Genomic DNA, 14,223 nt, shown 5'->3' with positions numbered 1-14,223 from the left:
CGGCGGTTATTCGCTCTCTTCCAGGAGCGGAACGACGGTACTGGTATTGCGTTTGCGGGTCGAGGGCAGGCCTCGTCCCGAAGGGCGGCTTGCCGGGCGCGGCTGGGCGGCGCGCTCGGTTTCGATCATATCGAAGATCCAGTCGATGAAGACCTTGGCGATCGGCGCCGCGCGAACGTCGTTGCGGGCGGCGACATAGAAGGCATCCGGTGCGGGTACAGCGAGATCGAAGGGGATCACGAGTTCGCCGGCGGCAATCAGGCTCGATGCGGTGATGCTGTCACCAAGTGCTACACCCTGGCCGTGGCGGGCAGCCTCGGTCGACAGGCGTGCGTCACCCATGAAGTGTTCGCGGGCCTTGGGCATGTCCAGCTGATCGGCGGCGGCGAGCCAGCTGCGCCATTCGCGGCCATCGTCTCCATGCAGCAGCACGTGGTCGTGCAGATCGCGAACGGAGCGCAGGGGGCGTGTGTTGAGCAGGGTCGGACTGACGACGGGGAAGAGCTCGAACGTGCTCCAGAGCCGCGTCCAGCAATCCTTCCAGCCGCCCGGGCCATAGAGGATCGCGATGTCGATGTCAGGCGAATAGATGAGGTTCGGATCATTGCTGGAGGTCAGCGTCAGGCTGATCTCCGGATAGCGATCGGTGAAGGAGCCGAGGCGGGGCACCAGCCAGAGCGAGAGCAGCGCCGGCACACAGGAAATGCGCAGGCTGCCGCTGGTCGAGGGGCGGTTCATCAAGGCCGTTGCCGCTGCAATCCCATCGAAGGCCTGGGTGACGGCCGGCAGGAGGAGCGCGCCTTGAGGTGTGAGCTTCAACCGTTTGCCGCCGCGCTCGAACAGTGCCGTTTTCAGCGTTTCCTCAAGGCTTCGAATCTGATGGGAAATCGCGCCATGCGTCACGCTGAGTTCTCTTGCCGCAGCCGAGATCGAGCCGCGACGGGCGGCGGCCTCGAAGGCGCGCAGGGGGTTGAGTGGCGGCAGGCGGCTAGCCATGGCGGCGTCATGATCCGTGAATTTTTCTCACATCGATTGCTATAACATCGTGAATTGATTTTCCAAGTGGGTTGCAGGTTAATGCTCACAATAAAGGCATGCTCAGATCGTGCCGTAAAAATGGACGACGGCATCTTCGTCGTTCACAAGCAGGGAACGTCAGATGACTTTCGATGAGAAGCGCCTTGCGGCGCTGCGTGAGAAATACGGAAACGACAAGGCAGGTGAGATCTTCGATCCGAAGTTTGCCAAGGTCGGCGAGAAGATCTTTTCGAACGGCACGCGTGCAGCGCCTTACGCCGGCGTGCCGACTTTCGTCTCTGCTCCCTATCGCCAGGTTGATCAGCGTGATCCCGATGTCAGCGATCTCGATGTCGCGATTGTCGGTGTGCCCATGGATCTTGGCGTGACCAACCGACCGGGCTCGCGCTTCGGGCCCCGGGCCTTGCGCGCCATCGATCGCATCGGGCCCTACAATCACGTGCTCGAATGCGCACCCGTTTTCGATCTCAAGGTGGCCGACATCGGCGACGTGCCTTTTTCCAGCCGCTACCGCCTGGAGATGAGCCATGACGATATCGAGGCTTATCACACCAAGCTCGTGGCCCAGGGCGTCTTGCCGCTTTCCGTCGGCGGCGACCATTCGATCACCCATCCGATCATGAAGGCGATTGCCAAGAAACATGGCCCTGTCGGCATGATCCATATCGATGCCCATTGCGATACTGGCGGGGCTTTCGACCAGACGAAGTTCCACCATGGCGGGCCGTTCCGCAACGCCGTGCTCGACGGTGTTCTCGATCCTGTCCGGACGATCCAGATCGGCATTCGTGGCCCGGCCGAATATCTCTGGGAGTTCTCTTACGAGTCCGGCATGACCGTCATCCATGCCGAAGAGATCAACGGTCTTGGCATGCCTGCCATCATCGAGAAGGCAAAGGCGATCATCGGCGATGGCCCGACCTACCTCTCCTTCGACATCGATAGCCTCGATCCGAGTGTTGCGCCCGGCACGGGGACGCCCGAGGTCGGCGGCCTGACGTCTCGCGAGGCGCTGGAATTGATCCGTGGCTTCAAGGGCGTGAACCTGATTGGCGGTGACGTCGTCGAAGTCGCGCCGCAATATGACGCGAACCACAATACGGCCCATGTCGGCGCACAAATCCTCTTCGAAATCCTCAGCCTGATGGTCTACAGTCCGGCCATCAAACCGCGCTGAGAGCGCTAATCCCGGACAGCTTCCGCCGTCCGGTCACAGATACAGACGAACGGGCGAAAACGCCTCAACCACAACAAGGGAACAGGACCATGAAAGACATTCTCTCTACCTCCGTCAGCCGCCGCGGCGTGCTCGCCGGCTCGGCTGCCATTGCTGGCGCGCTTGCCATGCCGTCGATCCTGCGCGCCCAGGACAAGTCGATCAAGATCGGCGTCTATGGCGGCTACTTCAAGGATTCGTTCGACAAGAACATCTTCCCGGAATTCACCAAGGCAACCGGCATTGCGGTTGAATCGATTGCCGAACCGACCGGCGAAGCCTGGCTCGTGCAGCTCGAGCAGGCCGCCAAGGCCGGCCAGGCTCCGGCCGATCTTTCGATGATGTCGCAGGTGGCGATGCTGAAAGGCCAGGCAACCGAGCTCTGGGCGCCGATCGACATGGCGAAAATCAGCAATGCGTCCGGCCTGATCGACCGTTTCGTCAACAAGTATCCGGATGGTCGCGTGGCCGGCGTCGGTGCCGTTGCCTGGTACATCACGCTCGTGACCAACACGGATGTCTACAAGGAAGCGCCGACCTCCTGGAACGCGCTCTGGGATCCGGTGAAAGCCGACAAGCTCGGCCTGCTGGCGCTCGTCTCCAATTCCTTCCTGCTGGAAGTCACCGCCAAGACCCATTTCGGCGGCACCAATGCACTCGACACCGAGGAAGGCATCCTGAAGGCTTTCGAAAAGCTCGCGGAAGTGAAGCCGAATGTGCGCCTCTGGTATCGCGACGAGGCGCAGTTCGAGCAGTCGCTGAAGTCGGGCGAGATCCCGATGGGCCAGTATTATCACGACGTCACGGGTCTGGCCGCTGCCGATGGCCAGCCGGTCCGCTCGACCTTCCCGCAGGAAGGCGGCATTCAGGATTCCGGTTGCTGGGCGTTGTCGCGTGCATCGACGAAGACCGAAGAAGCCCATATCTTCATCGACTACATGTGCCAGCCCTCGATCCAGGCGACCCTGTCGCGCAAGGTCGGTACCGCGCCGACGGTCAAGCGCGAACTGCTCGACTTGACTGCAGAGGAATTCGCCGCCGTCTCCTCCGACATCGAGCCGATCACGCCGCGCTACGACCTCTACCAGACCAAGTCGGACTGGTTGAACCAGAAGTGGACCGAACTGATCGTCGGCTGATCATAGGTTTTGTGGTTGCCCCTCATCCGCCTGCCGGCACCTTCTCCCCGCAGGCGGGGAGAAGGGTACTAGCGGGAGGCGCCGCGCCAACGTCTCCTCTCCCCGCTTGCGGGGAGAGGGTAGGGTGAGGGGCTGTTCCCGTTGGTTTTGCTGCATCTTGGGGTACGTGATAGGATCACTGAAGGCATCTCAGCGGAGACAATCTCATGGCAACGATCAGTGTGCGGGATGTGAATACCGATCTCTCCGAATTGGTGGACGAGGTGATCAAGGGCGGCAGCGTCACGATCACCCGCGACGGCAAGCCGGTGGCGACGCTGGTGCCGGTTGAAAGCGACGAAACGCCGGACCAATCGCCGAGGCCCAATCTGGTCGATTTCCTCAAAACTTTCCCAGAACCAGGAATGGTCTTTGAGCGAAATCCCTCGCCGAGCCGGGACGTGGATCTTTGAGGGGATATCTGCTCGACACAAATGCGGTCTCCCTGCTTTACGACGGGAGAGCTTCGCAAGCGTTCGAAGACTGGTTGCGGCAGCGCTTTGGGGAAAAATCTCTTTATCTATCGACGATCACTGTCCTTGAAATACAGAAGGGCGCAACGAAGCTCGAATTGGTCAAGAATAGTAACCCCACACGGGCGCGGCAATTGCACCTCTGGCTGCAAAGGCTCATCGAGCAGTATGCGGACAGCATTCTGGTCGTTGATACGGAAACGGCACTTGCCGCCGGAACCCTTGATGGAGCGATGCGTGCACGCGGACACAATGGCCAGCTCGCTGATATCCTCATCGCCGCAACCGCCCAGACACACGGCCTTACCGTCGTCACCGCCAATACCAGAGACTTCGAGCCCTTGGGTGTCGACTGTCTCGCCCCGTTTTGAAAACACTCGTTCGATTGGATGCTCATGTCCGGCCTCGCCCTCAATTCCGTCACCAAGCAGTTCGGCCCCTTCACGGCGGTCGACAATGTCCAGCTTTCCGTTCCGCACGGCACCTTCGTCTGCCTGCTCGGTCCCTCCGGCTGCGGCAAGACCACGCTGCTTCGGATGATTGCCGGTCTCGACAGCCCGACCAATGGCGCGATCGTGCTGGACGACAAGGACATTACGCAGGTTCCGACGCACAAGCGGGAGCTCGGCATGGTCTTCCAGTCGCTCGCGCTGTTTCCCCATCTGACCGTTGGCGAGAACATCGCCTATCCCTTGCGCATCCGTGGCATCGGGCGCGAAGAGCAGGTGAAGCGCGTCGATGAGCTGCTCGCGATGATCCATTTGCCGGGTTATGCGGACCGTCCGGTCCACCAGCTCTCGGGCGGGCAGCGGCAGCGTGTGGCTATTGCCCGGGCGCTTGCCATTTCGCCGAAACTTTTCCTGCTCGACGAGCCGCTGTCGGCGCTCGATGCCAAGCTGCGCGAGGCAATGCAGGTGGAACTGCGCAAGCTGCAGCAGCAGCTCGGCATCACCACCATCGTCGTCACCCATGACCAGCGCGAGGCGATGACCATGGCCGATACGGTTGTCGTCATGAGCGGCGGCAAGATCCGCCAGGCGGCGAGCCCGATCGAGATCTATCGCAAGCCGGCCGATCGCTTTGTTGCCGACTTTATCGGCTCGACCAATCTCCTGCCGCTGGCAGTGCAGGGCGGTTCCGCGCTGGTTCTCGGCCATAGCGTCGCCGGCATTACGGCACCGTCAGGCTCGGCGCAGGCGAGCCTTTCGGTTCGCCCGGAGGACGTCAAGCTTGCAGCCCCGGGGGAAGGCCGTATCACCGGCAAGGTCACCTTCATTCGCGACCTCGGCGGCACGATCGAGACCTTCCTCGATGTGTCCGGCACCGAGGTCGTCGCCGTCTCGACGCCGCGCGAGCGGCCGGTCGTGACTATCGGCCAGGATGTCGGCATCGTCATCGATCCCGAAACCGCCGTGGTGCTGTCGGCATGAGACGCGAACCGCCCAAAACTGCGCTCGACTATGCGCCGCTCGCCTTTCCCGCGGGCATGCTGATCCTGTTCTTCGTCGTGCCCTTTGCGACGATGATCGCCGTCTCCTTCTTCAAGCGGGATCCGACCGGCTTCTATTCGCCGGATTTCGTTTTCGACAATTACGCTCGCTTCCTGTCGTTCTTCTTCGGCGGCGTGCTCGGCTTTTCGCTGGGGCTGGCGATTGCCGTCGCGGTGGTCTGTGTGGCTTTGGCGCTGCCATTCACCTATCTGCTCGCGCGCATGTCCCGCAAGGCGCAGTTGATCTGGCTTGTGGCACTGCTCTCTGTGCTGTCGCTTTCGGAAGTCATTATCGGTTTTGCCTGGTCGACGCTGTTTTCGCGCACCGCCGGCATCACCAATCTCCTGGTCATGGTCGGGTTGATGGAAAGCCCTGTCGCGCTGATGCCGAATTTCGGCGCGGTGCTGACGGGCATGACCTATCAGGCGCTGCCCTATACCGTGCTGGTGCTTTATCCTGCTCTCGTCCGGCTCGATCCGACGCTGACGGAAGCGGCCCGCACGCTAGGAGCCTCGCCTCTGCGCGCCTTCTTCACCGTCGTCGTGCCGGCGCTGCGCAACACGCTGATTGCCACACTGATCATGGTCTTTATCTTCGCGCTCGGCTCCTATCTCTTGCCGCAGATCCTTGGGCGTCCCTCACACTGGACACTCTCCGTGCTGATCACCGACCAGGCGATCTACCAGTCCAACATGCCGTTCGCGGCAGCCATGGCCGTGTTTCTCGTGCTGGTCACGCTCGGCATGGTGGCGCTGACGCTTCTGATCGGTCGCAAGGGAGAAGCAGCATGAACAAGGCGCTGACCCGTCTATACTTCACCCTGATCGGCATCTTTCTCGCTGCGCCCATCGTCGTCGTCGCGGGTGTCTCGGTAAATGCCAAGCAGAGCCTCAACTTCCCGCCGCAGGGCTTTTCGCTCTCCTGGTATGGCGCGATCTTCACCGATCCCGGCTGGCGCTCGGCCTTCTTCGCATCGGTCATCCTGGCTCTATGCGCGGCGGCGCTTGCGGTTGCCATCGCGCTGCCGCTCGCCTGGTTCCTGTGGCGGCGTCTTGCGCCTTGGGCGCAGATCTTCCAGTTGCTGGGCATCGCGCCTTTTACCCTGCCACCCGTCATTACGGCGCTGGGGCTCCTGACCTTCTGGGCCGCGACAGGCTTCTACGGCCAGCCCTGGACGGCGGTCATCAGCCACGCGATCTTCTTCGTGACGCTCCCGCTGGTGACACTGTCGCTCGGTTTCTCGGCGATCGACCGCTCGCTGGTCGAGGCGGCGGCCACCATGGGAGCCGATGACCGTACCATCTTCCGCACGGTCGTTCTGCCGCTGATCGCGCCCTACCTGGTCTCGGGCTATGCCTTTGCCTTCGTGCTCTCGCTCAACGAATATATCGTCGCCTACATGACGGTCGGTTTCGTGATGGAAACGCTGCCGATCAAGATCTTCAACGCGCTGCGCTACGGTTATACGCCTGTCATGGCGTCGGTGACGATCCTGTTCGTGGCGGTGGCCGCCACCGTGTTCGGTCTCGTCGCCCGCTTCGGCGATCTGCCGAAACTGCTCGGCGCGAATGCCGACGACCGCAGCTGATGAATGGCGTTAGCGGTGATCTTCGAGGATCATAGCGGCCGCCTTTTCGGCGATCATCAGGGTCGGGGAATTGGTATTGCCCGAGACGATGGTCGGCATGACCGAGGCGTCAGCGATGCGCAGGCCCTTCAAGGCGCGAAGCCGCAGGCGTGGATCGACCACGCTGTCCGGATCCGCCCCCATGCGGCAGGTGCCGACGGGGTGGAAGATCGTGGTGCCGATATCGCCCGCCGCCTTTTCCAGCTCCGCATCGCTTTCGAGGTCAGGTCCGGGACGGTATTCCTCCGGCTGATAGCGGGCAAAGGCGGGCTGGGACGCGATGCGGCGGGTAAGCCGAATGGAGCGGACGGCAACGTCGCGGTCACCCGGCGTCGAGAGATAGTTCGGCGCGATCTTCGGCTGAGCGGCGAAGTCCGGACCCGATATGTGTACAGAGCCCCGGCTTTCGGGTCTGAGATTGCAGACACTCGCCGTCATCGCCGGGAAGGGGTGAACCGGGTCGCCGAACTTGTCGAGCGAGACCGGCTGGACATGGTATTCGAGATCGGCGGTTTCCTTGTCCGGGCCGGAGCGGGTGAAGATGCCGAGCTGGCTCGGCGCCATGGACATGGGCCCCGAGCGGCGGAACGCATATTCCAGCCCGATCATCGCCTTGCCGTAGAGGCTCGACGCACGCTCATTGAGGGTCGGCACGCCCTTGACCTTGAAGACGAGGCGGAGCTGCAGGTGATCCTGCAGGTTTTCGCCAACAGCAGGTACATCGCGGACTGTCTCGATGCCGGCATTTTGCAGGACCACTCCGCGGCCAATACCGGACAGTTCGAGGATCTGCGGTGAACCGATGGCGCCTGATGACAGCACCACCTCGCGGCGGGCGGCAAAGCGCTTCAGTTCGCCGTCGTGATGCACTTCGGCGCCGGTCACGCGATCGCCCTCGACCGTCAGCCGCTTGACATGGGCGCGAGTGAGGATCGTCAGGTTCTTGCGGTGCCGGATCGGCTTCAGAAAGGCCTTCGCCGTGTTCCAGCGGATGCCGGAGCGCTGGTTGACCTCGAAGAAGCCGGAGCCTTCGTTATCGCCGCGATTGAAATCGTCCGTTTCCGGAATGCCCGCCTGTTTGGCCGCCGCGCGAAAGGCTTCCAGCACGTCCCAGCGCAGCCTGGCCTTCTCCACGCGCCATTCGCCGCCGGCGCCATGTTTGTCGTCGGCGCCGCGATGGAAGTCCTCCGTTCTCTTGAAGAGGGGGAGAACGTCATCCCAGCCCCAGCCTTCGCAGCCCATCTGGCGCCACTGGTCGTAGTCGCGCGCCTGGCCGCGCATATAGATCATGCCGTTGATCGAGGAGCAGCCGCCAAGCACCTTGCCGCGGGGATAGCCGATGGCGCGACCGTTCAGGCCCGGCTCGGCCTCAGTCTTGAAGCACCAGTCTGTGCGCGGATTGTTGATGCAATAGAGATAACCGACTGGGATATGGATCCAGTGGTAGTTGTCGCTGCCGCCGGCTTCGAGCAGCAGCACACGGCGCGTGGGATCGGCGGACAGCCGGTTGGCTAGCAGGCAGCCGGCGGTGCCGGCGCCGATGACGATGTAATCGTAGGTCTCCATGCTCCTCCCCGAGCCGTCAGCTTCAACTGTTTCGCAGGCGGCCTTCCAGCAGGTCAAGCACGGAGCGGGCGGCATCCATCACATTGGTGCCGGGACCGAAGACGGCGGAGACGCCATGCTCCAGCAGGAAGTCATAGTCCTGGCGCGGGATGACACCGCCGACGACGACGATCACGTCGTTTGCGCCCTTGGCCTTCAGCGCTTCAACCAGCTGCGGAGCGAGCGTCTTGTGGCCTGCGGCGAGCGAGGACATGCCGACGACCTGGACCTTGTTGGCGACGGCGAGATCTGCGGCTTCGTCCGGCGTCTGGAAGAGGGGGCCTGCCACGACATCGAAGCCGATATCGCCGAAGGCAGACGCAATCACCTTGGCGCCTCGGTCATGGCCATCCTGGCCGAGCTTGGCGATCAGGATGCTGGGCTTGGATGCCGCCTTGCCATAGTCCTTCAGGCGATTGCTCAGCGTCTCCATTTCCGGATCGCCTTCATAGGCCTTGCCGTAGATGTCGTGCACCACTTCCGGCGTTGCGGCATGGTCGCCGAACACAGCCCGCATGGCATCCGAAATCTCGCCAACGGTGGCGCGCGCGCGGGCTGCCTCGACGGCGGCTTCCAGCAGGTTGCCCTCTCCGGTGCGGGCGATTTCGGTGAGGCGCGCGAGGGTTTCGCTCACCCGCTTCGGGTCCCGCTGGCGGCGCGTCTGTTCGATGCGCTTGACCTGGGAGAGGCGAACGGCGGTGTTGTCGATTTCGAGGATGTCGATGGGTTCTTCGTTTTCCAGGCGGAATTTGTTGACCCCGACGATCACCTCCTCGCCGCGGTCGATCGCCGCCTGCTTGCGGGTCGCGGCTTCCTCGATCAGGCGCTTCGGCAACCCGTCATCGACGGCCTTGGTCATGCCACCCAGGCTTTCGACCTCCTCGATCAGGGCCCAGGCTTTTTCCGCCAGTTCGTTGGTCAGGCTCTCGACATAATAGGAGCCGGCGAGCGGATCGACGACCTTGGTGACGCCGGTCTCGTTCTGCAGGATCAGCTGGGTGTTGCGGGCAATGCGGGCGGAAAACTCCGTCGGCAGGGCGATCGCCTCGTCGAAAGAATTGGTGTGCAGCGACTGCGTGCCGCCGAGCGCTGCCGACATGGCCTCAAACGCGGTGCGGATGATGTTGTTGTAGGGATCCTGTTCGGCCAGCGACACGCCGGAGGTCTGGCAATGGGTGCGCAGCATCAGGCTCGACGCCTTCTTCGGCTCGAACTCCTGCATGATGCGGGTCCAGAGCAGGCGGGCGGCGCGCAGTTTCGCGGCTTCCATGAAGAAGTTCATGCCGATGGCGAAGAAAAAGGAGAGGCGGCCGGCGAATTCATCGACATTCAGCCCCTTGGCGATGGCTGCACGGACATATTCGCGACCGTCCGCCAGCGTAAAGGCAAGCTCCTGCACCAGCGTCGCGCCGGCCTCCTGCATGTGATAGCCGGAGATCGAGATCGAATTGAACTTCGGCATCTCCTTCGCCGTGTATTCGATGATGTCGGCGATGATCCGCATCGAGGGCTCGGGCGGGTAGATATAGGTGTTGCGGACCATGAACTCCTTCAGGATGTCGTTCTGAATGGTCCCTGACAGCTTGTCGCGCGTAACACCCTGTTCCTCGCCGGTGACGATGAAGTTGGCGAGGATCGGAATGACGGCACCGTTCATGGTCATCGAGACGGAGATGTCCTGCAGCGGAATGCCGTCGAACAGGATCTTCATATCCTCAACGCTGTCGATCGCCACACCCGCCTTGCCGACATCGCCCTCGACGCGCGGATGATCCGAATCGTACCCGCGATGGGTGGCGAGATCGAAGGCGACGGAGACGCCCTGCTGACCGGCGGCCAGCGCCTTCCGGTAGAAGGCATTGCTCTCCTCCGCCGTCGAGAAGCCGGCATATTGCCGGATCGTCCATGGGCGCCCGGCATACATGGTGGCACGGGGACCGCGCACGAAGGGGGCAAAGCCCGGCAGGCTGTCGAGATGGCCGATGCCGGCGATGTCGTCCGCCGTATAAAGCGGCTTCACCGGAATGCCCTCTGGTGTGTTCCAGACGAGGCTTTCTGCCGGACGCTTCAGTTCCTTCTCGGCAAGCGCCTGCCAGTCGGCGATGGTTTTCTTGGTCATCGATGCGATCCTTATCTGAAGGCTGCGCGGTTCGGCGTTTCGCCGAGGGAAGTCAGTTTGACGGGGTTTTCGGTCAGGGCTATTCTTGTGAGCCTAACCGGAGCGCCTTGCCATGACCGTGAAAGCCTCTGTCTCGCTCTCGCCGCAGCAGGAAGAATTCGCCCGCAAGCTGGTCGAGGACGGCCACTTCCCGAGCCTCGCCGCTGTCGTCGAGCGAGGGCTGGATCTGGTGCGCGAAGAGACAGAGATGCGGGAAGAAGATCAGGAGGCGTTGCGTGCTCTCCTTCTGCGACGCATGGAAGGTCCGTTTCTCTCGGAAGAAGAAAGCCGGGTGCAGATCGAGGAGATGATAGCCGAGGTGAAGGCGTCCTATGGCCTTTAGGATCGTCCGTTCTCAGGCGAGTACTGAAGATCTGCGGATCATATTCCGGCATCTGATTGATAGTTATGTTGCGCTGGGAGATGACCTCCCGCAGGCAGCCGATCGCGCCTTGCGACGCATGGATGGACTTGAGCGCGATCTGCAGTCGATTGCTCGTGCACCATATCAGGGAACTGTGACCTCTTACGCAGGATTTGAAGCTGTGAGGCATGTGACCAAGAACAAGGTGGTGTTCTATTTTCAGATTCAGGAGACGCAGAAGGTGCTCCGCCTGCTGGCCGTCTTCTTCGGCGGACAGGACCATCAGCGGCATATGCTGAAGCGGATGCAAATCGCCGATCGATCGGGCGGCGCCTAGTTGTTTCTCTCCTTCGGCTGTCAAGGATCTCCACATGGCCGTACTTACTTCGCCTCCGGGTCTGGAATTGGGTGATCCTCAAATCCAAGAACCTCACCTGCATTGGATACGTCTACCGTCATTCGGTAGCTTCTTTTCAAGACGATTTTGCCGCCGTCGAAGACCGAACACATCACCCGTCCGTATACGTCGACGTCGTCAAATTCACGGCCCAAGACTTCACAGTTAACGCTGTCGGGATGAATGCCAAGTTTGGCAATGTAGTTAGATGAGTAGTCCTCAATCGCATTCTTCTGCCCGAAATCGACAAGTTGAGAGTCGGTCACTTCTCGGTATTCGAAAATAGAGGGGAAGGCGATCATTGCCCCCAACACCGTTATGAGGTTCGAAACCAGATAGATTCCCAGCCATTTGGCTGCCCATTTAACCCATTCGATCACCCCTCGAACTCCATGATCAGTTCATCGACCGCGAGACTCTGGCCCGGCCTGACGACGATCTTCTTCACGGTGCCGCGGCGTTCGGCCTTCAGGATATTCTCCATCTTCATCGCCTCGACGGTGGCGAGCGCCTGACCGGCTTCCACGGTCTCGCCTTCCTTCACCGCAACTCCGGTGATGACGCCCGGCATGGGGCAGAGAAGCATCTTGGAGGTATCCGGCGGCAGCTTTTCCGGCATGAGTTTGGCAAGCGCCGCGACGCGCGGCGAGCGGACGCGGGCGGTGACATCCATGCCGCGCCAGCGCAGCCGGATGGCGGGTCCCTTGAGGTCGACCTTCACCGCAAGCGTCTCACCGCCGATATCGACGGTTGCCAGTGTCTGGCCGGGCAGCCAGTCGGTCGCGAGCACCAGCTCGGTGCCGGAGGCGAGCGAGACACGGGTGTTGCCGGTGCCTTCGGTGATTTCAAGGGCATGGTCGCTTCCTGCCAGATTGACGACCCAGTCCTTGCCGAGTTTGCGGGTATGATTTCCGATGGTACCGGAGATCTGGATGGCGCGGGCCTGCAAACGGTGGTTGATGATGGCCGCGACCGCAGCGAGCTTTTCCGCCGAGGCTTGATCCGGGGTGACGCCGGTAAAACCGTCCCTGAACTCCTCGGCGATATAGGCCGTGGTGATCTTGCCGGAGCGGAAGCGATCCTGGTTCATCACGGCCGAGAGGAAGGGCAGGTTGTGGCCGATGCCTTCGACCTCGAAGCTGTCGAGGGCCTCGCTCATCGCGTCAATCGCTGTCAGACGATCGGGGGCCCAGGTGCAGAGCTTGGCGATCATCGGATCATAATACATCGAGATCTCGCCGCCTTCGAAGACGCTGGTATCGTTGCGAGTGACAGTGCCGTCTGCCGTCGTGCCCTCTGCCGGCGGACGGTAGCGGGTGAGGCGACCGATCGAGGGCAGGAAGTTGCGGTAGGGGTCTTCGGCATAGAGCCGGCTTTCGATCGCCCAGCCGTTCAGCTTCACGTCGTCCTGGCCGAAGCTTAGCTTCTCGCCCGCAGCGACGCGGATCATCTGTTCTACGAGATCGAGGCCGGTCACCAGCTCGGTGACGGGATGCTCGACCTGCAGGCGGGTGTTCATCTCGAGGAAGTAGAACTTGTTCTCTTTGCCATCGACGATGAATTCCACCGTGCCGGCGGAGTGATAACCGACGGCCTTTGCCAGTGCCACGGCCTGTTCGCCCATGGCCTTGCGGGTGGCGGCATCGAGGAAGGGCGAGGGGGCCTCTTCGATGACCTTCTGGTTACGCCGCTGGATCGAGCATTCGCGCTCGCCGAGATAAAGCGTGTTGCCGTGCGTGTCGCCGAGCACCTGGATCTCGATATGGCGCGGCTCGGTGACAAATTTCTCGATGAAGATGCGGTCGTCGCCGAAGGAGTTCTTCGCTTCGTTCTTCGACGACTGGAAACCTTCGCGGGCTTCTTCCGCATTCCAGGCAATGCGCATCCCCTTGCCGCCGCCGCCGGCGGAGGCCTTGATCATGACGGGATAGCCGATCTCATCGGAGATCTTCACCGCCTCGTCGGCATCGGCAATCAGGCCCATATGGCCGGGCACGGTCGAGACGCCGGCTTCGGCGGCCAGCTTCTTCGAGGTGATCTTGTCGCCCATGGCCTGGATGGCGCCCACAGGCGGGCCGATGAAGGTCACGCCTGCCTTTTTCAATGCCTCGGCAAAGGCTGCGTTTTCCGAAAGAAAGCCGTACCCCGGATGGACGGCGTCTGCTCCGGTCTGCCGGATGGCGTCGAGGATCTTGTCGATGACGATATAGGACTGGTTCGACGGCGCCGGGCCGATATGCACCGCCTCATCGGCCATCTCGACATGCAGCGCATTGCGATCAGCATCGGAATAGACGGCGACCGTCTTGATGCCGAGCTTCTTCGCGGTCTTGATGACCCTGCAGGCGATTTCGCCCCGGTTGGCGATGAGGATTTTCTGGATCATTGTTGTCACTCGGCAGCTTGAGCAGGTGGGACGGCGCCGGGAGCGGCACCTCCGATGATGAGCGCCTTGGCGCTGATATATTCGTCGATCTCTTCCCAGCCGACGGCGTCACCAAAGGGGAGAATCTCACCCTTGGCACGCTGCTCGGGAGAGGCCTTGGCGAGGCGCGGATACCACCAGAGCGGCGCCACGATCCTGCGCCCATCCATTATGTCGAAGATGATGCTGTCGTTCGTGACGTCCACAGAGCGGACTTGCAGTTGCCGCTCATCAATGTCCAAAGTGGTCATT

15 protein-coding genes are annotated in these 14,223 nt (G+C 61.8%); 9 read left to right on the top strand and 6 right to left on the bottom strand.

Annotation, left to right across the window (positions count from 1 at the left end; genetic code table 11):
• Positions 1-6: 6 nt before the first annotated feature.
• Positions 7-996: a LysR substrate-binding domain-containing protein gene (locus M1E12_RS14240; protein WP_479562250.1), complete on the bottom strand. Its 990-nt coding sequence runs from the start codon at positions 994-996 to the stop codon at positions 7-9.
• Positions 997-1,159: 163 nt separating this feature from the next.
• Between M1E12_RS14240 and speB the strand changes: the two genes are divergently transcribed.
• From speB to M1E12_RS14205, 7 genes are all read left to right on the top strand, one after another.
• Positions 1,160-2,215, top strand: coding sequence for an agmatinase (gene speB, locus M1E12_RS14235; RefSeq protein WP_479562249.1), 1,056 nt, complete (start codon positions 1,160-1,162; stop codon positions 2,213-2,215).
• A 167-nt stretch (positions 2,216-2,382) separates the two neighbouring features.
• Entirely contained in the window at positions 2,383-3,393 is a 1,011-nt protein-coding gene (locus tag M1E12_RS14230; protein WP_479564889.1) for an ABC transporter substrate-binding protein, read from the top strand.
• Positions 3,394-3,599: 206 nt separating this feature from the next.
• Entirely contained in the window at positions 3,600-3,845 is a 246-nt protein-coding gene (locus M1E12_RS14225; protein ID WP_479562248.1) for a type II toxin-antitoxin system Phd/YefM family antitoxin, read from the top strand.
• Positions 3,842-4,276 carry a PIN domain-containing protein gene (locus M1E12_RS14220; RefSeq protein ID WP_479562247.1) on the top strand — a complete coding sequence of 145 codons (435 nt, stop codon included), beginning with the start codon at positions 3,842-3,844 and terminating at the stop codon, positions 4,274-4,276. Before M1E12_RS14225 ends, M1E12_RS14220 begins: the two co-directional genes overlap by 4 nt.
• A 24-nt stretch (positions 4,277-4,300) precedes the next feature.
• Positions 4,301-5,335 carry an ABC transporter ATP-binding protein gene (locus M1E12_RS14215; protein ID WP_479562246.1) on the top strand — a complete coding sequence of 345 codons (1,035 nt, stop codon included), beginning with the start codon at positions 4,301-4,303 and terminating at the stop codon, positions 5,333-5,335.
• Entirely contained in the window at positions 5,332-6,186 is an 855-nt protein-coding gene (locus M1E12_RS14210; protein ID WP_479562245.1) for an ABC transporter permease, read from the top strand. The genes M1E12_RS14215 and M1E12_RS14210 overlap by 4 nt, the downstream gene beginning before the upstream one ends.
• The gene (locus tag M1E12_RS14205) at positions 6,183-6,983 is read left to right on the top strand and encodes an ABC transporter permease (RefSeq protein ID WP_479562244.1); all 801 of its coding nucleotides are present in this window, start codon (positions 6,183-6,185) and stop codon (positions 6,981-6,983) included. The genes M1E12_RS14210 and M1E12_RS14205 overlap by 4 nt, the downstream gene beginning before the upstream one ends.
• A gap of 9 nt (positions 6,984-6,992) precedes the next feature.
• On the opposite strand, the gene M1E12_RS14200 is transcribed toward M1E12_RS14205, so the two are convergent.
• Both M1E12_RS14200 and scpA read right to left on the bottom strand, forming a co-directional pair.
• A complete protein-coding gene (locus M1E12_RS14200) occupies positions 6,993-8,588 on the bottom strand; it encodes a GMC family oxidoreductase (RefSeq protein WP_479562243.1) in 1,596 nt (531 codons plus the stop codon).
• A gap of 22 nt (positions 8,589-8,610) precedes the next feature.
• Positions 8,611-10,746 (bottom strand): methylmalonyl-CoA mutase, encoded by a 2,136-nt coding sequence (gene scpA, locus M1E12_RS14195; protein WP_479562242.1) that lies wholly within the window; start codon positions 10,744-10,746, stop codon positions 8,611-8,613.
• A gap of 112 nt (positions 10,747-10,858) precedes the next feature.
• Here scpA and M1E12_RS14190 point away from each other — a divergent pair, with 112 nt between their 5' ends.
• Both M1E12_RS14190 and M1E12_RS14185 read left to right on the top strand, forming a co-directional pair.
• Positions 10,859-11,128 (top strand): ribbon-helix-helix domain-containing protein, encoded by a 270-nt coding sequence (locus M1E12_RS14190; RefSeq protein ID WP_479562241.1) that lies wholly within the window; start codon positions 10,859-10,861, stop codon positions 11,126-11,128.
• Positions 11,118-11,486 carry a type II toxin-antitoxin system RelE/ParE family toxin gene (locus M1E12_RS14185; protein ID WP_479562240.1) on the top strand — a complete coding sequence of 123 codons (369 nt, stop codon included), beginning with the start codon at positions 11,118-11,120 and terminating at the stop codon, positions 11,484-11,486. The genes M1E12_RS14190 and M1E12_RS14185 overlap by 11 nt, the downstream gene beginning before the upstream one ends.
• A 44-nt stretch (positions 11,487-11,530) precedes the next feature.
• Here M1E12_RS14185 and M1E12_RS14180 read toward each other — a convergent pair whose 3' ends face one another.
• The 3 genes from M1E12_RS14180 to M1E12_RS14170 are packed head-to-tail and all read right to left on the bottom strand — an operon-like array spanning position 11,531 to position 14,222.
• Positions 11,531-11,926 (bottom strand): hypothetical protein, encoded by a 396-nt coding sequence (locus M1E12_RS14180; protein WP_479562239.1) that lies wholly within the window; start codon positions 11,924-11,926, stop codon positions 11,531-11,533.
• Positions 11,923-13,932, bottom strand: coding sequence for an acetyl-CoA carboxylase biotin carboxylase subunit (locus M1E12_RS14175; protein ID WP_479562238.1), 2,010 nt, complete (start codon positions 13,930-13,932; stop codon positions 11,923-11,925). The genes M1E12_RS14180 and M1E12_RS14175 overlap by 4 nt, the downstream gene beginning before the upstream one ends.
• Positions 13,933-13,937: 5 nt before the next feature.
• Complete coding sequence (locus tag M1E12_RS14170) at positions 13,938-14,222, bottom strand: DUF2442 domain-containing protein (protein ID WP_479562237.1); 285 nt, start codon at positions 14,220-14,222, stop codon at positions 13,938-13,940.
• Position 14,223 lies beyond the last annotated feature (1 nt).

This window comes from Rhizobium sp. K33, assembly GCF_056501445.1.
The sequence above is the reverse complement of the archived record's forward strand: the minus strand, read 5'-3'. Positions and strand labels throughout refer to the sequence as shown.